This is a genomic window from Humibacter sp. RRB41 (assembly GCF_022761015.1).
GTDB lineage: Bacteria > Actinomycetota > Actinomycetes > Actinomycetales > Microbacteriaceae > Humibacter.
On sequence record NZ_JAKWJQ010000006.1, the window covers coordinates 179027 to 197974 of the forward strand.

The 18948-nt window shown below is 66.7% G+C and carries 17 protein-coding genes; 9 read left to right on the plus strand and 8 right to left on the minus strand.

Annotation, left to right across the window (positions count from 1 at the left end):
- Positions 1–58: 58 nt before the first annotated feature.
- Together MJ603_RS15905 and MJ603_RS15910 are read left to right on the plus strand one after the other, a co-directional pair.
- Positions 59–1042: a S66 peptidase family protein gene (locus tag MJ603_RS15905; RefSeq protein ID WP_243064727.1), complete on the plus strand. Its 984-nt coding sequence runs from the start codon at positions 59–61 to the stop codon at positions 1040–1042.
- Between the two features lie 75 nt (positions 1043–1117).
- Complete coding sequence (locus tag MJ603_RS15910) at positions 1118–1543, plus strand: four-helix bundle copper-binding protein (protein WP_243064728.1); 426 nt, start codon at positions 1118–1120, stop codon at positions 1541–1543.
- Between the two features lie 15 nt (positions 1544–1558).
- Here the strand turns inward: MJ603_RS15910 and MJ603_RS15915 are convergent, their stop codons facing one another.
- Positions 1559–1921 (minus strand): hypothetical protein, encoded by a 363-nt coding sequence (locus tag MJ603_RS15915; protein WP_243064729.1) that lies wholly within the window; start codon positions 1919–1921, stop codon positions 1559–1561.
- A gap of 169 nt (positions 1922–2090) precedes the next feature.
- Complete coding sequence (locus MJ603_RS15920; protein WP_243064730.1) at positions 2091–4112, minus strand: M3 family metallopeptidase; 2022 nt, start codon at positions 4110–4112, stop codon at positions 2091–2093.
- 73 nt (positions 4113–4185) lie between these two features.
- Here MJ603_RS15920 and MJ603_RS15925 point away from each other — a divergent pair, with 73 nt between their 5' ends.
- The 3 genes from MJ603_RS15925 (at position 4186) to MJ603_RS15935 (ending at position 5928) form a co-directional block, all read left to right on the plus strand.
- On the plus strand, positions 4186–4998 hold the full coding sequence (locus tag MJ603_RS15925; RefSeq protein WP_243064731.1) for a methyltransferase domain-containing protein: 813 nt from the start codon (positions 4186–4188) through the stop codon (positions 4996–4998).
- A gap of 76 nt (positions 4999–5074) precedes the next feature.
- On the plus strand, positions 5075–5728 hold the full coding sequence (locus MJ603_RS15930) for a helix-turn-helix transcriptional regulator (protein WP_243064732.1): 654 nt from the start codon (positions 5075–5077) through the stop codon (positions 5726–5728).
- Positions 5728–5928, plus strand: coding sequence for a hypothetical protein (locus MJ603_RS15935; protein WP_243064733.1), 201 nt, complete (start codon positions 5728–5730; stop codon positions 5926–5928). The genes MJ603_RS15930 and MJ603_RS15935 overlap by 1 nt, the downstream gene beginning before the upstream one ends.
- Before the next feature lie 28 nt (positions 5929–5956).
- Here MJ603_RS15935 and MJ603_RS15940 read toward each other — a convergent pair whose 3' ends face one another.
- From MJ603_RS15940 to MJ603_RS15965, 6 genes are all read right to left on the minus strand, one after another.
- Positions 5957–6226, minus strand: a complete 270-nt coding sequence (locus tag MJ603_RS15940) for a hypothetical protein (RefSeq protein ID WP_243064734.1) — start codon at positions 6224–6226, stop codon at positions 5957–5959.
- A 2-nt stretch (positions 6227–6228) separates the two neighbouring features.
- The gene (locus MJ603_RS15945; RefSeq protein ID WP_243064735.1) at positions 6229–6684 is read right to left on the minus strand and encodes a GNAT family N-acetyltransferase; all 456 of its coding nucleotides are present in this window, start codon (positions 6682–6684) and stop codon (positions 6229–6231) included.
- Between the two features lie 80 nt (positions 6685–6764).
- Positions 6765–9386, minus strand: a complete 2622-nt coding sequence (gene valS, locus MJ603_RS15950; protein WP_374230947.1) for a valine--tRNA ligase — start codon at positions 9384–9386, stop codon at positions 6765–6767.
- A gap of 84 nt (positions 9387–9470) precedes the next feature.
- Positions 9471–10844 carry an MFS transporter gene (locus tag MJ603_RS15955; RefSeq protein ID WP_243064736.1) on the minus strand — a complete coding sequence of 458 codons (1374 nt, stop codon included), beginning with the start codon at positions 10842–10844 and terminating at the stop codon, positions 9471–9473.
- Positions 10845–10962: 118 nt separating this feature from the next.
- Complete coding sequence (locus tag MJ603_RS15960; protein WP_243064737.1) at positions 10963–11619, minus strand: response regulator transcription factor; 657 nt, start codon at positions 11617–11619, stop codon at positions 10963–10965.
- Positions 11620–11623: 4 nt separating this feature from the next.
- Positions 11624–12979 (minus strand): sensor domain-containing protein, encoded by a 1356-nt coding sequence (locus MJ603_RS15965; RefSeq protein WP_243064738.1) that lies wholly within the window; start codon positions 12977–12979, stop codon positions 11624–11626.
- A 424-nt stretch (positions 12980–13403) separates the two neighbouring features.
- Between MJ603_RS15965 and ileS the strand changes: the two genes are divergently transcribed.
- The 4 genes from ileS to ndk are packed head-to-tail and all read left to right on the plus strand — an operon-like array spanning position 13404 to position 18932.
- Entirely contained in the window at positions 13404–16712 is a 3309-nt protein-coding gene (gene ileS / locus MJ603_RS15970; protein ID WP_243064739.1) for an isoleucine--tRNA ligase, read from the plus strand.
- Positions 16709–18073, plus strand: a complete 1365-nt coding sequence (locus MJ603_RS15975) for a folylpolyglutamate synthase/dihydrofolate synthase family protein (RefSeq protein ID WP_243064740.1) — start codon at positions 16709–16711, stop codon at positions 18071–18073. The genes ileS and MJ603_RS15975 overlap by 4 nt, the downstream gene beginning before the upstream one ends.
- On the plus strand, positions 18070–18519 hold the full coding sequence (locus MJ603_RS15980; RefSeq protein WP_243064741.1) for a DUF4233 domain-containing protein: 450 nt from the start codon (positions 18070–18072) through the stop codon (positions 18517–18519). The genes MJ603_RS15975 and MJ603_RS15980 overlap by 4 nt, the downstream gene beginning before the upstream one ends.
- A complete protein-coding gene (ndk, locus tag MJ603_RS15985; RefSeq protein ID WP_243064742.1) occupies positions 18516–18932 on the plus strand; it encodes a nucleoside-diphosphate kinase in 417 nt (138 codons plus the stop codon). Before MJ603_RS15980 ends, ndk begins: the two co-directional genes overlap by 4 nt.
- Positions 18933–18948: the final 16 nt, after the last annotated feature.

The window sequence follows — 18948 nt, forward strand, 5'->3', positions numbered from 1 at the left end:
GGCGAGTCCACTGCCTATCGTCAGACCGTCGCGCCTTCGTGCGGGTGACAGGGTTGCCGTGGTCGCAACGTCGTGGCCGGGATCGACAGTCTTTCCGCACGTCTACCGGGCAGGTATCGACACGCTCGAGACGGCGTTGGGACTGGTTCCCGTCGAGTATCCGTCGACGGGGTTGACGTCGCAGGAGGCGTGGCTCGATCCGAAGGCGAGGGCCGACGACCTGAACGCGGCATTCGCCGATCCCGACATCGCCGGTGTGATCGCGGTGATCGGTGGCGACGACTCGATCAGGATTCTGCCGCATCTCGACCTCGAGACGATGCGGGCACATCCGAAGGTGCTGATGGGCTATTCGGACACGGCGACGCAACTGACCTGGCTCGCACAACACGGCATCGTGACCTTCAACGGACCGGCGGTGATGGCGGGCTTCGCGCAGGCAGCGAACCTGCCCGGCATGCTGCAGCACGTGAGAGACGTGCTCTTCAACCCGCAGCCCGAGCACGAGTACCGGCCCTATTCCAGGTGGACGACCGGGTATCCCGATTGGGGTCAGCAGGACGGCACCAGGGTGAATCGGCTCCGCAGGCACAACGGATGGCGGTGGTTACGCGGTTCGACAGCGCGTAGCGGTCGTCTCTTCGGCGGCTGCATCGAGGTGCTCGACATGATGGTCGGTACTCGATTCTGGCCGGAGCCCGCGTTCTTCGACGACCGCATCCTGTTCGTGGAGACCTCGGAGGATGTCCCGCCGCCCGCGCAGGTGGGGTACTGGCTGCGTAATTTCGGGGCACAGGGCATCCTGAACCGCATCGCGGGGCTCGTGGTGGGCAGGCCTCGCGGATACACCGCGGAACAGGTGCACGAGCTCGACCGTCTCGTCGTGGAGCGGCTCGAAGAATGGCACGTCGACGACATTCCTGTGGTCAGCGGCGTCGACGTCGGACACACCGACCCGCAGTTCGTTCTGCCGAACAATGTCCTGGCCGAGCTCGACCCGATCGCCGGGCGATTCCGGCTTCTGGAGCCGGCCGTTCTCTGATCTCGCGAACCGTGGATGCGGCGCAGTGGTGCGCGTAGCATCGCCGGTGACGCTGGAAACGAGAACGGGGATGCGATGGACGCGAACATGACCGCCGAGATGATGCAGACGATGTCGATGGACACCTTCGGCATGCCGGCGATGGACATGATGACGATGCAGCAGTGCATCGAGGCGTGTTCGGCCTGCGAGCAGGCGTGCACGATGTGCGCCGACAACGCCATGGCGGATGGCATGATCAAATGCGCGTCGATGTGCATGGACTGCGCGGATGTCTGCAACACGATGATGCGCATGATGATGCGGCCCAGCGGGTTCGACATGCCGTCGATGCGAGCCATGCTGCAGGCGTGCATGACGATGTGCTCCGCCTGTGCCGACGAGTGCGGCAATCACGCGGAGATGAGCGAGACCTGCCGCATGTGTCAGATGGCGTGCGAGGCCTGCGTCGCAGCATGCCGCGCGATGATGGACATGTTCGCTGCGGCCGAGACCGCCTGAACAGTCACCTTCTGTTTACGGTGCCTCGGTCTGATCCACCGCGAAGTTCTCCGAGCGGTACAACACGTTGAACCGACGCGAACCCGCCGACAGTACGTTGTAGACGGCGTGCAGCGCCACCGGCTCACCGGGGGAGACCGTCCCGGCGAGATCCCGGTGGTTCCAGAGCGCGACGGGTGTGCCGTCGATGGCATAGGCATCCACCCAGCCGTCCTCGTGAACCGTAGCGACGACCAGGTCGAGCCAGTGCGACGGCGTTGCGGCGGCGAGCCGCAACTGCAGAGCGTGCAACCCGTGGCCGGGACGGATGTCCGCGCACATCTCGCCGAGCTCGCACGCGCAGTCCGCGGTGTGATCGAGTTCGGGGAGAAGGGACATGGCTTTCCTCACGGGGTTCGCATCTCCCCGAGGTTCGAGGACGACCTGATCACGGTACGAAATCCCCGCGGAACCCGCACGTCGGTCCGTCACGCAGAGCAACAAACGCGGCATCCGTGGCTGCGGATGCCGCGTCGTGCGCCTTCGCAGGCCGCGCTACGCGGCGGCGCTACTGCAAGCCGCGGCGACGCAGCAATGGCTCGATGACGGCATCCCTCCCGCGGAAGTCGCGGTACGCCTCCAACGGATCCTTCGACCCGCCGACGCCGAGCAGCCGCGCGCGGAACCGTTCGCCCGCCTCGCGGGAGAGCCCGCCGTTCTCCTTGAACCACTCCACCGTGTCGGCGTCGAGCACCTCGCTCCAGATGTAGGAGTAGTACCCGGCGTCGTATCCGCCCGAGAATGTGTGCGCGAAGTAGGTGCTGGAGTACCGCGGCGGCACCGCCGTGTCGTTCAGGCCGGCATCGGCAAGTGCGGCGGCCTCGAAGTCTTCGACCGACGTGACGTCGGCATCTGCGTCGATGCGATGCCAGGCCTGGTCGAGCATGGCGGCGGCGAGGTACTCGCTCGTCAGGAAGCCCTGGTTGAACGCCTCGGAGGCGTGGATGCGCTCGACGAGCTCGGCGGGCATCCGCTCGCCCGTCACGTGGTGGCGCGCATAGTTGTCCAGCACCTCCGGCCAGAGCATCCACATCTCGTTCACCTGGCTGGGGAACTCGACGAAATCGCGGAACACGCTGGTGCCCGCGAACTTCGGGTAGGTGGTCGCACCGAAGAGTCCGTGCAGCGCGTGGCCGAACTCGTGGAAGAGGGTGCTCACCTCGTCGTACGTGAGCAGGGTCGGTTCGCCGTCTGCCGGCTTGGGCACGTTGTGATTGTTCACCACGACCGTGCCTCCGCCGAGCAGGCGGGTGTGCTGGCCGAGGTCGTTCATCCAGGCGCCGCCGCGCTTGGAGTCACGCGTGTACAGGTCGAAGAGGAACAACCCGAGCGACGAGCCGTCGGACTCGAACACCTCGAACACACGCACGTCGGGGTGGTACGCGGTCAGGTCGGGGCGTTCCTGAAAGCCGATGCCGTACAGCCGGTTCGCCGCGAAGAACACGCCGTCGCGCAGAACGCGTTCCGCCTCGAAGTACGGCCGCATCGCGGCGGTGTCGACGTCGTACTTCGCCGCGCGCACCCGCTCCGAGTAGAGTGCCCAGTCCCAGGATTCGATGTCGTGGCCTGCGGACTCGCGCAGATCGGACTTCTCGCTGGTAGCGTTCGCAGCCGCGGCCGGAGCCAGGCGGGAGAGCATGCCGGCGACGGCATCCGGGGTCTTCGCGGTCTGACCTGCCGTCACGTAGGCCGCGTGATTCACGAAACCGAGAAGTCGCGCGCGCTCTGCCCGAAGGGCCGTGATGCGCAGTACGAGGTCGCGGGTGTCGAAGTCCCCTCCGCGGATGCCGCGGGCGCGCGACGCGGTCATGACCCGTTCCCGCACGTTCCGGTTTGTCAACCGGGCGAGGTACGGATGTCCTGTCGGCAGCACGAGGGTGAGCAGGTAACCGTCGAGTCCCCGCTCGCGCGCTGCCTCCGCCGCGGCAGAGACCGCGGCGGGTTCGAGCCCCGCGAGCTCGGACTCGTCATCGATGTGGACGGCGAGATCGTTGGTGTCGGCGAGCAGGTTCTTCTCGAACCGTGTCGTCAGCGTGGAGAGTTCGGAGTTGAGTGCCTTCAGACGCTCCTTGTCCTCGTCGCCGAGTCCTGCGCCGGCGAGCGTGAACTCCTCGAAGTAGCGCACGACGAGGTAGCGGGACTCGTCGTCGAGGCCGAGGTCGTCGAGTTTCTCGTGAACGGCGCGAATGCGCTCGTAGAGCAGCGGGTCGAGGCTGATCGCGTCCTCGTGCTCCGCAAGCAGCGGCGCAACCTGCTCTTCGATCGCACTGATGTCGTCGTTCGAATCTGCCGAGCTCTTGTTGAAGAACACCTCGGCCACGTGACGCAGCGTCTGGCCCGAGCGCTCGAGAGGGATGAACGTGTTGTCGAACGTCGGCTCGTCGGCATCGGCTGTGATCGCCGCGACCTCCTCGCGTTGCTCCGCGAAAGCACGCTCGAACGCCGGGACGTACTGTTCGTCGCTGATCTCGCTGAACGGCGGAAGCCCATGCGGCAGAGTGCTGGGGGAGAGCAGGGGATTGGTCGTCATATCTCCAGCCTAGAACCGACCCGATTGAGCTATTGAGCCGCGCGAGAGGAGCGCAGCTTCCTAGGCTGAGGTCATGGCATCCCACGACAATGAGCGCTACTTGCACGGGCACCACGAGAGCGTGCTGCGCTCGCACTCCTGGCGTACGGCGGAGAATTCCGCCTCGTACCTCATTCCGCATCTTCGGCCGGGACTTCGGGTGCTCGACGTCGGAAGCGGTCCAGGCACGATCACACTCGATCTCGCACGACTCGTGGCGCCGGGCGCCGTGGTCGGCATCGACTCCTCTGAGCAGATCGTGGCGAACGCGACGGGCTTGGCAATCGACAACGACCTGCACAACGTGACGTTCGAGGTCGGCGATGCGTATGCGCTGGACTTCGAGGATGCCTCGTTCGACGTCGTGCACGCCCATCAGGTTCTGCAGCACCTGGTGGATCCGCTGGCGGCGCTTCGCGAGTTCCGCCGCGTGCTGAAGCCGGGCGGCATCGTCGCAGTGCGTGACGTGGACTACGGCGCGACCGTCTGGCACCCGGGGCTGCCCGGCTTGGCGAGTTGGCTGCGCATCTACGAGGATGCCGCTCGCACCAGCGGGGGAGAACCGTTCGCGGGGCGCCATCTGAAGTCGTGGGCACTGGAGGCCGGGTACGAGCACGTCGAGGCATCCGCGTCGGTGTGGTGCTTCTCGTCGGAGGCCGAACGCGAGTGGTGGGGCGGGTCGTGGGCTGAGCGGACGACGGAGTCGGACTTCGCGACGAGGGCGATCGAGGGCGGGCACGCGACGCTGGCCGATCTGCACGAGGTCGCGCAGGCGTGGCGCGATTGGGCGACGTCTGCGGATGGCTGGTTCGCCTTGACGCATGGGGAGATCATCGCGCGAGCCTGATGCAAAGAACTCATTGCAAAGAAAGTAATGCAAAGAAAAGCTTGCAAAGAAAGCTTTGCACGCGTAACATCGGAGCATGACCACTGATCAGCGCGACGAAGAGCCGGGCACTCAGCAGAAGCCCGAGTACCCGGCGTCGCCCCTGCGGCCTAACGATCGACGGGTTGATCTCGCGTCGCTGAAGGTTCTGGCGCATCCGCTTCGGGTGCGCATCATGGACGAGCTGTCGAAGTTCGGTCCGCTCACCGCGAGCGGGCTCGGGGAGCGGCTCGGGGAATCGAGCGGTGCCACCAGCTATCACCTGCGCCAGCTCGCAAAGCACGACTTCGTCCAAGAGGTCGAGGGCAAGGGCAGCGCACGCGAGCGGTGGTGGCGACGGTCTCCGGTCGGCATCTCGATGGACCCCACGGAACTGAGCGAGACACCGTCGGGCCGGGAGGCCTACGACCTGGTGAATCGCGAGTTCCGTCGCGGCCAGGAGGAAGCACTCGTCACGTTCATGTCACGTGGCGGGGATGTCTTGGCGAACGAGTGGATGGATGCGAGTTCCATCACGACCTCGAACCTCCGCATGACGGTGGAAGAGTTCGCCGCCTTCACGGCCAAGGTCTACGCAGTGCTCGACGACACGATCGGGGACTACCGCAACAGGGAAGTGCCCGTCGGGGCACGACCGATTCAGATTCAGTTCAACGCGTTCCCGATCATCGGGGGGGAAGAGAAGAAGTGATGAGCACCGTCAGTCTTCACGACGCACGTCGTTTCGCGATCGAGCGCACCGTCATCCGCATCGGCCGGGCCCTCGTCGCGTGGGGCGAGCGGCGCGAACAGATCGACGCCGACCGCAGCGACCTCTACCGTCGCCAGGCGGACGTGCGCGACCAGCAGGCCCTGCGCGAAGCCGCGGCCCGAAGCCAGCTGCTTCCCTGAGCCTTGCGCCCTGCCCCAACCGACGAGATCAGTCGTCGTTGTCTTCGTCCTCGCCGACCCCTGCTCCCGGCTGCGAAACCGTCGCGGAGTCCTCTTCCGGGTGATATCGGATCACGGTGCCGTCGTCGAGCTCGACGACCGGGCGTCCCTCCAACCAGGTGAGGGTCCAGCGCCAGGTCGAAGCGTCGACGTCGAGCGCCCTCAGCTCGTCCTCCACGGCACGCACCGCGGACACCACCACAGAGGGCAGCCGCTCCGGCGCGGTGCCGCCGACCGGCCAGCGGGTTCCCAGCTGCATCGTCAGCTCTCGTCTCGGCGCAGCCGGTAGACGACCAGCTCGGAAGCATCGGCGATCTCGTCGTAGAAGGCACGGGCATCTGTGTTGTCCGTCTTCGCGAGCCACTGCACGACGCCGACGCCGCTTTCGGCCGCGAGAGACCCGACGGCGTCGATCAACGCGCGTCCGTATCCCTGCTCCCGGTGCTCTTCGAGAATGAAGAGGTCGTCGATGTGCAGGGCATGGTCGCCATCGAGCGGCCGTGGCACCTGATGGAAGTGCACAAGTCCGACCAGTGACCCGTTGTCGTCGACGGCGACGAGACCGCGTTCCGCGTAAGCAGGATCAGTCAGCCAGCTCCAGACGAGCAGCGCCCCTTGATCTGTGAGCGCGCGTTCATAGAACGTCGCGTAGTCCTCGTAGAGTGCCAGCCAGCTGAAGAAGTCGCCTTCAGCCGGCTCGCGAATCGTGATTCCCATCAGTCCCCCTTGCCGCATCTCCTTCACGGGATGCGCACTGTGATCTAAAACCTATCGGCCCGGAGTCCGCCGGGCGAGAGCTACGCCGACGGCTCGTCTCCGAGGTCTACCTCGACCGACAGCTCGTCGCCGGGGACGAACTGGAGGTCGACGATACGACCGACGGCACGGATGTCCGCAGCCGCCAGCTCGATCGCCCACAGCTCATCCTCGGGAGCGGTCACGATCGCGCGTGCGATGGGCGCCTTCTGCGAGACCTTCGCTGAGGTCTTGGCGCGTCGAATGCCCGTCAGCACGACTGAAGTCGCAGCGAGCACCAGCGGAGTCGCCTCGCCTGCAGCGCTGCTCAGCGTGTCGACGGTCGGCCATTCCGCCCTGTGCACCGAGCCGGACTGGAACCACGACCAGGTCTCCTCGGTCGCGAACGGAATGAACGGGGCGAACAGACGCAGCAACGTGGACAACGCGAGCCGTAGTGCGGCGGCCGCCGAGGCAGCCCCCTGTCCCTCCCCGTACGCGCGCTCCTTGACGAGCTCGAGGTAGTCGTCGCAGAACGTCCAGAAGAACGACTCCGTCAGCTCGAGCGCACGTGCGTGGTCGTAGCCGTCGAGCGCCTTCGTCGCCTCCGCGACGACACCGGAGAGCTCGGAGAGCATGCTTCGGTCCAGCGGCTCGGTGACGTCCCCTGCGCCTGTGGGGAAGCTCAGAATGAACTTCGCCGCGTTGAGCACCTTGATCGCCAGCCGGCGACCTATCTTGATCTGCGTCGGATTCTGCGGGTCGAAGGCGGCATCGGTTCCAAGGCGACTCGATGCAGCCCAGTAGCGCACGGCATCCGAGCCGTGCTGCTCCAGGATGTCGGCAGGCGTGACCACGTTGCCCTTCGACTTCGACATCTTCTTGCGGTCGGGATCGACGATGAAGCCGGAGATGGCGGCATGCGCCCACGGGGACACGCCGTCCTCGAGTTGGGCGCGCAGCACACTGGAGAACAGCCAGGTGCGGATGATGTCCTGGGCCTGCGGCCGCAGGTCGTACGGGAACACCGCGTCGAAGAGTTCCGCGTCACGCTCCCAGCCACCCGCGATCTGCGGCGTCAGCGACGACGTGGCCCAGGTGTCGAGGATGTCCATCTCGGGCACGAATCCGCCCGGTGCACCGCGCTGCGACTCGTCGTAGCCCGGCGCCGTGTCGGTGGTCGGGTCGACCGGCAGCTGGTCGCGCGTAGGCACGATGGGGGAGTCGAACACGGTCTCGCCCGCCTCGTCCACCGGATACCAGACGGGAATCGGCACGCCGAAGAAACGCTGGCGCGACACGAGCCAGTCGCCGGAGAGGCCGCCGACCCAGTTCTCGTAGCGCACACGCATGAACTCCGGATGCCAGTCGATCTGCTTGCCGAGCTCGAGAAGACGATCTGCAAGCGCTGCGTCGCGCGCTCCGTTGCTGATGTACCACTGCCGGGTGGAGACGATCTCGAGCGGGCGGTCGCCCTTCTCGTAGAACTTCACCGGGTGGGTGATGGGCTTCGGGTCCTCCAGCAGATCGCCGGACTGCTTCAGCAGCTCGACCATCGCCTGCTTCGCCGAGAACACGGTCTTGCCGGCGAGCTGCGCGTAGGCATCCTTCGCGGCATCGCCGGCGAGAGCCTCAGGCGGCTCGGGCAGAATGCGGCCGTCGAAGCCGATGACCGCGCGGGTCGGCAGGTCGAGCTCGCGCCACCACGTGACATCCGTGATGTCGCCGAAGGTGCAGACCATGGCGATGCCCGTGCCCTTGTCGGGCTCGGCGAGGTGGTGGGCCAGCACCGGAATCTCGACACCGAAAACCGGACTGCGCACCGTCTTGCCGAACAAAGGCTTGTAGCGCTCGTCGCTCGGGTGCGCCACCAGCGCAACACAGGCCGGGATCAGTTCGGGACGGGTCGTGGCGATCACCACGGGGCCGTCGTCGCCGTGGAACGAGATCGTGTGGAACGCGCCAGGCTGGTCGCGGTCCTCGAGCTCGGCCTGGGCGACGGCGCTGCGGAAGGTGACATCCCAGAGCGTCGGCGCCATGGCCTGGTACGCCTCGCCGCGTTCCAGGTTGCGCAGGAACGCCAGCTGGGAGACGAACAGCGACTCGTCGCCGATGGTGCGGTAGGTCTGCGCCCAATCGACGGAGAGGCCCAGATTGCGCCAGAGCGCTTCGAACTGCTTCTCGTCTTCGATGGTGAGCTTCGTGCAGAGCTCGATGAAGTTGCGGCGTGAGATCGGCTTCTGGTCGGCCGCGCGCGAGCTCTTGTTGTCGCCGCCCTCATAGGACGGCACGAAGTCCGCGTCGTACGGCAGTGACGGATCGCACCGCACCCCGTAATAGTTCTGAACGCGGCGCTCGGTCGGCAGACCGTTGTCGTCCCAGCCCATCGGGTAGAACACGTGCTTGCCGCGCATGCGCTGGTAGCGGGCGACGACATCCGTGTGCGTGTAGCTGAAGACGTGCCCGATGTGCAGTGAACCCGATGCGGTCGGAGGCGGGGTGTCGACGGAGTAGATGTCGCCGCGGCCGGCCTGAAGAGCGGCATCACGCTCGAAGTGGTAGGTGCCGTCGGCACGCCACCGCTCGTCCCACACCCGCTCGAGTCCCTCGAGAGCCGGCTTGTCCGGAATGCGACCGAAGGCGTCTGTGGCGGCTGAGTCGTCGAACATCGCGGCGTCGGTCATGGCGGAACTCCGTTGCGGTATGTGCGGCACCGTGTCAACTGGTGCCTGAATATGGGATGCCTCACCAGTCTACCGGAGCCTCATTCAGCTCGTGACGGCGCCGCGTTCCTGCAGCTCGCTCTGCTCCGATTCGAGCACATCGTCGGCGTCGACGACGTCTTCACGTCGTCGTTTCGCGATGGATGCCGCTGCCACCGCGGCGACCAGCGTCACGACCGACAGGATGCCGAGAACGATGCCGGGATGCCACCAAGCGTTCTTCGTCGCGGCCCCGAGCGCCTCGGTGAGGAGGGGGATGAACCCGGAGAGGGCCGCAGCTATGGCGTAGGAGAGGGAGAGCGCGCTGTACCTGATCGACTGGCCGAAGATATCCGCCATCAAGCCGCCGAGGCCGGCCCAGCTCAGGGTGGGGAAGATGCCGCCGATGATCATCGTGCCGACCAGGATCGGGAACGTCGCGAACTGCAGCAGGAAGTACATCGGGAACGCGACGATCAGCGTCGTCAGAGCGCCGATCCAGACCACGCGGGCCGAGCCGATGCGCGTGGCGAGCAGCCCGAAGAGGGGGATCGTCACGAGCTGCAGCAGACTGCCGATCGTGGCGGCGGTGAACACCTGCGTGTAGTTGAAACCGAGCGCTGCCACCCCGTAGTTGATCGTGTAGGTGTTCATCAGCGCATACGACCCGATGCCGAGCAAGGCGGCGCCGACGGCGACGAGCAGGGTGACGGGTTGCTTGCGGAACACGTCGAGAACGGGGAATCGGTCGCGCTTCTTCTCGGCGACGAGATGTGAGAAGACCGGGGTCTCGTCGATCGAGAGCCGCAGGTAGAGGGACACCGCGAGCAGCGGAAGCGCGAGCAGGAACGGGATGCGCCAGCCCCAGGCGAGCATGTCGGCCTGGCTCAGCGTCGCGCTCAGCCAGAGGAAGAGCACCGAGGTGACGATGGTGCCGATCGGCGAGCCGAGCTGCGGGAGGGCTGCGTAGAAGCCGCGGCGCTTGGGGGTGGAGTGTTCGACGCCGACCAGGATCGAGCCGCCCCACTCCCCGCCGAGAGAGATGCCCTGGATGACGCGGAGCAGCACAAGCAGGATCGGCGCTGCGACGCCGATGGTCGCGTATCCGGGCAGCACGCCGATCAAGGCGGTGGAGACGCCCATGATGCCGACGGTCCAGATGAGGGTCGCCCTACGTCCGATGCGATCGCCCAAGTGTCCGAAGATGATCGCACCGATCGGGCGCACGAAATAGGAGGTGGCGAGGGTGAGGAAGGCGGCGAGTTGGCCGGCGACTCGGTCTTCCGCTGGGAAGAATACAGCTGCGCTGAAGATGGCGCTGAAGAAGCTGAAGACGTAGAAGTCGTACGACTCCAGAGACGTGCCGACCAGAGAGGCGAGGGTCACCCGCCACGCGTTCCGGTCTGCTGTGCGAGAGGCGATGGTTGTGGAATCGGTCACGGGCTTCAACTATGGTGCCTCGGCGACGACCGGTGGTGGATGTTACCTCCAGCGTTCGATCGCCGACCTTGTGGAAGTCGGATGACGCGATTCGCTACGAGCTCGGGGGATCGCCGGGTCAGGCTGCGGCGTCGAGCCAGGTGAGCACAGCCAACACCCTGCGATGGTCCGTGCCCGAATCGTCGAGGCCGAGCTTGGCGAAGATCGCCGACACGTTCTTCTCGACCGCACCGACGCCGACGTGCAGCAGTCCCGCGATCGCGGCGTTCGTGCGGCCCTCCGCCATCAGCTGCAGGGTCTCCCGCTCCCTCGGCGTGAGTGCGGCGAGCGGGTCCGCGCGCCGACCGACGAGTTGCGCGACGACTTCGGGGTCGAGCACGGTGCCGCCGGAGGCGACGCGGGTCACGGCATCCGTCAGCTCGTCGAGGGATGCCAGCCGGTCTTTGAGCAGGTAGCCCATGCCCCCTGCGCCGCTGCCGAGAAGTTCGCGCGCATACGTGGTCTCGACGTACTGGCTCAGCAGCAACACGCCGACCCCGGGCTGTGCAGCGTGCAGCGCGAGGGCCGCCCGCACTCCCTCGTCGCGGAAGGTGGGCGGCATCCGCACGTCCAGCAGCGCGACGTCGAACGGCACGGTCTTCGCCGCGGTGAGCAGAGCTTCGGCGTCACCGAACGCTCCGACCGTGACGAAGCCGGCCTCGGAGAGGACGCGCACGAGCCCCTCGCGCAGCAGAACGGAATCGTCCGCAATCAGCACATGGAGGGGTTCGGTCACGCACTCACGATATCGGCACCGCGATGTTCACGACGGTGCCGGAACGGCTCGACGCGAGCTGGGTGGTTCCGCGCATCGACGTCACGCGCTCGCGGATGCCCGCCAGCCCGTGCCCTTCGGCGAACCCCGCGCCGCCGTGCCCGTTGTCGGAGACCGAGAGCAGCACGGTGTTCTGGTCCACCACGATCCGCACCCGCGCGAGTGAGGCATCCGCGTGCTTCGACACATTGGTGAGCAACTCGGCCGCGACGAAGTAGAGGTTGCGTTCGATCTCTGAGGGGAGTTCGCGGTTCAGCGCGTAGGTCAGCTCGACGGGAACCGTGCTTCGGGCGCCGAGGGACTCCAGGGCTGCCTTCAGTCCGCGGTCCTGCAGAATGGGCGGCGCGAATCCGCGGGAGAGCGCCCGCAGCTCGTCGAGCGACTCCTGCGCGGTAGTTGCGGCCTCGTCGAGAAGTCGGGCGGCGGCATCCGGATCGTCGTGCATGCGCCGCTGCGCGGAGGCGATGTCCATGCGAAGGCGGAGCAGGCCCTGTTGCGGACCGTCATGGATGTCGCGCTCCAGCCTGCGCAGGGTGCGATCCTCCGCGGCAACGGCGGCCGCTCGCGACTCGGACAGCTCGCTGACCTCGCGGCGCAGACTCTGCGACGACCAGGATCCGAGCAGGCCCTTGGCGATGCCCCAGTGCACGAGGATGAGACCACGCATCACGAACGGAAGCGTGAAGAGCATGATGACGCCGACGATCCCGAACATGACCGCGTCGCCTACTCGAGGATCGAACGTCGCCGTGGTGCCCGTCGCCCACTCCCAGATCACGCGAGACAGCCAGACGCTTCTGCCCTCGTTCGGGATGAAGCCGACCCAGATCCAGTAGGTGACGCCGCCGAGGGAGGTGGCGACCCAGGCGATCATGATTCCCCATGTCACTGTGCTCACGGCGATCTGCGCGAGCATCCCGTCCAGGAGGTACAACCAGTACCGGCCGTCGGCGAGCGGCCCGAAGACCTTGCCGATGAAGCCGGTTCCCACCCGCCCACGCCACTGCGGACGAGGGATGCGCGGCCGGCCGGCGAACTCGAGCAGTCGCAGCGTCAGCGTCCCGTAGCCGCGCGCCACGTACAACGCGGCGAGTACGAGGAAGAAGCCGATGATCAGCACCGCCAGGCCGACTCCCGCGAAGAAGATCGGCCACAGCAGACTCGTGCCGATGACGGCGAGAGGGAAGGCGACGAAGAGCACGCCGACCTCGGCCGGAGTGCTGCGCCAGAGCTCGCCGTAGCGCACCCAGAACCCGGCGCTGGGTTCGATCGCAACCGGTGTGGAACTGTGAGTCGTCATCGTGCCGGTCTCCGTGCTCATGATGCTGGGCCTCCTTGGTGAGTCCGTGGTCGACCGCTGCGCTCGTGCGGTTGGTCGTCGTGCACATCAAGACTCCCGGCCTCACGGTGCCGTCCCCACCCGGCGGATCACCGAATGCCTACGGGGGTTATCCCTACTATCCCGGCGAGTTCCAGCGCGCGCCACTGTAGACTTTCGCGCAACGACTGTGATCCGGCCATCACCGGGGAGTCTCCGGAAGAACGGCACACCTCATCCGCTTGGCGGGTGGAACGCGCCAAGTAGAACCGGGCGGGTCGGCCCGTCACAGCCTTCATGAAGTGGTCGCGCTCCGCCGACGGATGCCGGTGCGTGGCAAGCGGGGTGGTACCGCGTTCCCGGCATGTTTTCCTTCACGTCGCCGGCTGCGTCCTCGTGCAGAAGTGGAATCCCTGCCAGGAGAAGCATGCCGTACCCCATCTCAGACGATCACAACGAGCCCGTCGTCCCTTCGCCGCGTTTTCCGCAGATCGAAGAGGATGTCCTCGCGTTCTGGAAGCGCGACGACACCTTCCGGGCATCCGTCGACCAGCGCGAGGGCGCACCCGAGTGGGTCTTCTACGACGGTCCGCCGTTCGCGAACGGGCTGCCGCATTACGGGCACCTGCTCACCGGCTACGCGAAGGATGTCTTTCCCCGCTACCAGACGATGCGCGGCAAGCAGGTGCACCGCCGGTTCGGCTGGGACACGCACGGACTGCCGGCCGAGCTGGAAGCCGAGCGGCAACTCGGCCTCACCGACAAGAGCCAGATCGAAGAGATGGGCATCGCCGCGTTCAACGAGGCGGCGCGGTCATCCGTGCTCAAGTACACGCACGAGTGGCGAGAATACGTCACGCGCCAGGCGCGCTGGGTCGACTTCGACAACGACTACAAGACGCTCGACGTCACCTACATGGAGTCGGTGATCTGGGCCTTCAAACAGCTGCACCACAAGGGCCTCGCCTACGAGGGCTACCGTGTGCTGCCGTACTGCTGGCGCGATCAGACGCCGTTGTCGAACCACGAGCTGCGCATGGACGACGACGTCTACAAGATGCGACAGGACCAGACCGTGACCGTGACCTTCCCGCTGGTGGGGGAGAAGGCCGAAGCGCTCGGACTGACCGCTGTGCGCGCGCTCGCATGGACGACCACGCCCTGGACGCTGCCGACGAACCTGGCGCTCGCCGTGGGCCCTGGGATCACGTATGCGGTGGTGCCGGCCGGTCCCGACGGCACTCCGGACGCCGAGGTGCACCGTGAGGGCGGCGACGCATCCGAGGTTCTCGGCGCGGAATACCTGATCGCCCTCGACCTCGTCGGCTCGTACGCGAAGGACCTCGGCTACGACTCGGCGGAGGATGCCCGCTCCGCCGTCACGCGCACCGTGACCGGTTCGCAGCTGGCGGGCGTGCGCTACGACCGGCTGTGGGACTACTACGCGGATGCCGCGGCATACGGCACGCAGAACGCGTGGCAGATCCTCACCGACGACTACGTCTCCACCGAGGAGGGCACCGGCATCGTGCACCAGGCGCCCGCCTACGGCGAGGACGACCAGCGGGTGTGTGCAGCGGCGGGCATCCCCGTCGTGCTCTCCGTCGACGACGGCGGTCGCTTCCTCTCCGAGGTGTCCGATGTCGCCGGGCTTCAGGTGTTCGAGGCGAACAAGCCGCTCATCCGCGAGCTCAGGGAGATGGGAAGGCTGCTGCGGCAGGCATCCTACGAGCACAGCTATCCGCACTGCTGGCGCTGCCGCAACCCGCTGATCTACAAGGCGGTGTCGAGCTGGTTCGTGCGCGTCCCCGAGTTCAGGGACCGCATGATCGAGCTCAACCAGCAGATCGACTGGGTTCCCGACAATGTCAAGGACGGTCAGTTCGGCAAGTGGCTCGAAGGCGCGCGCGATTGGTCGATCAGCCGCAACCGCTACTTCGGTTCGCCGATCCCCGTCTGGAAGAGCGACGACCCCGACTTCCCGCGCGTCGACGTCTACGGCTCGCTCGAGGAGTTGGAACGCGACTTCGGACGTCTCCCCGAGAACGCCGACGGCAACCCCGACCTGCACCGGCCGTACATCGACGAGCTGACTCGCCCCAACCCGGACGACCCGAGCGGTCGATCGACGATGCGCCGCATCCCCGATGTGCTGGATGTCTGGTTCGATTCGGGTTCCATGCCGTACGCGCAGGTGCACTACCCGTTCGAGAACCGGGAGTGGTTCGACACCCACAACCCGGCCGACTTCATCGTCGAATACATCGGGCAGACCCGTGGCTGGTTCTACCTGATGCACGTGCTCGGAACGGCGATCTTCGATCGTCCGGCGTTCAAGCGCGTGATCAGCCACGGCATCGTGCTGGGCAGCGACGGGCAGAAGATGTCGAAGTCGCTGCGCAACTACCCCGACGTGGCCGAGGTGTTCGATCGCGACGGCTCGGATGCCATGCGCTGGTTCCTGATGTCGTCCTCCGTTCTGCGCGGCGGCAACCTCATCGTCACGGAGGAGGGCATCAGGCAGGGAGTACGCGAGGCGCTGCTACCGCTGTGGAGCACCTGGTACTTCTTCTCCCTCTACGCGAACGCGAGCGGATATCAGGCGAAGCGCAGCACGGAATCAGCAGACGTGCTCGACCGCTACCTGCTCGCGAAGACGCACGAGCTGGTCGGGGCCGTCACGACAGATCTCGACAACCTCGACTCCACGCTCGCCGCCGCGAAGATCCGCGACTTCGCCGACGTGCTGACCAACTGGTACGTGCGCAGGTCGAGGGACCGGTTCTGGGAGGGCGTGACGGCTGACGGCCGCAACGCAGAGGCGTTCGACACCCTGTACACGGTGCTCGAGACTGTCGCGCGGCTGGCAGCCCCTCTCCTCCCGCTCGTCACGGAGCGCATCTGGAAAGGCCTGACCGGCGGGCGCAGCGTGCACCTGACCGACTGGCCTGTGGCCTCTGAATTCCCGCAGGACGACGCGCTGGTCGCCGCGATGGATCGCGTTCGTCAGGTGAGCTCGGTCGTGCTGTCTCTGCGCAAGCAGGCCGGGCTGCGGGTGCGCCTGCCGCTGGCCGAACTCACCGTGATCACCGAGGGCGCTGCGTCGCTGGAGCCGTTCGAGGGCATCCTGCGCGACGAGCTCAACGTGAAAGCCGTTCGGCTGGTGACGTTCACTGAGAACAGCCCGGCCGAGTACGGCATCAGCAAGCGCCTCAGCGTCAACGCCCGCGCCGCCGGCCCCAGGCTCGGCAAGACCGTGCAATCGGCCATCAAGGCGTCGCGGGAAGGCGACTGGTCGGAGACGGACGGCGTCGTCACAGCCGGCGGAATCGCTTTGCAGACCGGCGAGTACGAGCTCGTGCTGGAGGCGACGGATGCGCACGGCTCGGGCCGCGCGATCTCCCTCCTCCCGGGGGCGGGCTTCGTGCTGCTGGAGACGACGACGACCGACGAGCTCGAGGCTGAGGGGCTCGCGCGCGATGTCGTGCGGGTCGTGCAGGAGAGCCGCAAGCAGGCGGGTCTCGACGTGAGCGATCGCATCCGGCTGCGCCTCGTGCTCGACCGCGAGGGCGTCGACGCGGTGCGTGCGAACGCGGATCTGGTGGGTTCCGAGACACTCGCCGTTGAACTCGAGGTCGACGTCGACGATGCGGTGGCCGACGCGCAGAATTCCGTCGCGGTCGGAGCAGCATCGACACTGCTCGTGTGCCTCGAGAAAGTGGAGGTGGTGAAGTGACCGACGAGGACGAGAGCTTCCGCGAAGCAGCGGATGCGGTCTACGAGACTCTGCTCGAACGACTGGGGGAGTCCAGCCCGCGACCGCGTCTGGGCCCGACGCGTCGCGCCGTCGAACTTCTCGGCGACCCGCAGCGGGCGTACCCGATCATCCACGTGACGGGAACGAACGGGAAGACCTCGACGAGTCGCATCATCGAGAGCATCCTGCGCGCGTACGGTCTGCGCGTCGGCCTGTTCTCGAGTCCTCATCTGCTGCGCTTCAACGAGCGCTTCATGATCGACGGGGAGCCGATCACCGACGAGGCTCTCGCACGCAACTGGGACGACATCGAGCCCTACGTGCAGATGGCCGACGCGGAACTCGAGGCCGACGGCGAGCCGCGGCTCACGTTCTTCGAGGTCGTCACCGTTCTGGCTTTCGCGGTCTTCGCGGATGCCCCTGTCGATGTCGCGGTGATCGAGGTCGGCATGGGCGGCGAGTGGGATTCGACCAACGTCGGCGACGGTCAGGTCGCCGTGTTCACGCCGATCTCGCTCGACCACACCGAGCGGCTCGGTAAGACGATCGCCGAGATCGCCCGCACCAAGAGCGGAATCATCAAGCCGTCCGCCTCGGTCGTGAGTTCCGCGCAGACGGAGGTGGCCGTCGCCGAGCTACGCAGGGCGGCGAACCTGCGCGAGGCATCCATCGCCTTCCAGCCTTCGGACTTCGAGGTGGAGAGCGATGCCGTCGCCGTCGGCGGCCAGCTCGTGACCATCCGCGGCCGTGCAGCGACCTACGCGGACCTGTTCCTTCCGCTGTACGGAGCACACCAGGCGCAGAATGCGGCTGTCGCTGTCGCCGCGGTCGAGGCGTTCCTCGGTGGCGGCGAAGAGGCGCTCCGCGAGCCGCTGCTCGAGGAGGCGTTCGCCACCGTCACCTCTCCCGGCCGCCTGCAGCTCGTCGGCACCGATCCCACGGTCCTGGTGGATGCCGCACACAATCCCGCTGGAGCCCTCACGCTCGCCGCGGCTCTGCCGACGTTCTTCGACTTCGACGAGTTCGCGTTCGTGATCGGCATTCTGCGAGACAAGGATGCCCATGGCATCGTCGACGCGCTGGCTCCGCTGGCCGCCCGCATCTTCGTCACGCAGTCGCACTCCGAGCGCTCCACATCATCGGACGAGCTCGCCGACAGCGTGGAGGAGTGGACGCACGAACACGTGGAGTCCCACCCCGATCTCGGGGACGCGATCGAGGCGGCGCGCGAGTGGGCTGGCGCTGAGCAGCGCCGCGCGGTCGTCGTCACCGGATCGATCGCACTCATCGGAGAGACGCTCGGCCTCGCGCAGGAGCGCGACTGGAAGGCCGCAGAGTGAGCGAGCCGGCCGCCGGGCCTGCGCCGAGGCAGCGCAGACAGCGTTCAGCACAGGAGAGCCTCGGCACGATCGTGCTCGGTTTCGAGGTGATCGTCGTCTTCCTCGGCGCCCTCGTCGTCTTCGGGCTCCACGCCCTCCCGCCTGTTCAGGCGCTCGGAGGCGGAATCGGGCTCATCGTACTGATGATCGTCGCGATTCCGCTGCTGCGCTACCGCGTCGGCTACTGGCTGGGCTGGCTGGTGCAACTGGTCGTGATCGCCTCCGGCCTCCTGGTCGGCATGCTGTTCATCGTCGGTGTCATCTTCACCGCCATCTGGGCCTATGCCATGATCGCCGGCGCGCGACTCGACCGGCGCAACGCCGCGTATCGGGCCGCCGAAGCGGCCGGCGCGGCCGAGGCATCCGAATCCACACCTCCCGACACCACCCATAAGGAGAAGGAATGACCACCATCGAAGAGACCCTCGTGCTCGTCAAGCCCGACGGAGTCGCCAGAGGACTGACCGGCGAGATCCTGCGCCGCATCGAGGCCAAGGGCTACGCCCTGGTCGACGTCAAGCTCGTCGAGGCCGATCGCGAACTGCTCGCGAAGCACTACGAGGAGCACCAGGGAAAGCCGTTCTACGAGCCCCTGGTCGAGTTCATGGAGTCGGGGCCGATCGTCGCCATCCGCGTCGCCGGGAATCGCGTCATCGAGGGCTTCCGCTCGCTCGCGGGCGCCACGGACCCCACGACCGCTGCACCCGGCACCATCCGTGGCGACCTCGCACGCGACTGGGGTCTCGCCGTACAGCAGAACCTGGTGCACGGTTCGGACTCGCCGGAAAGCGCCGCCCGCGAGCTCGCCCTCTGGTTTTAGACCGTGCGAGCGCAGC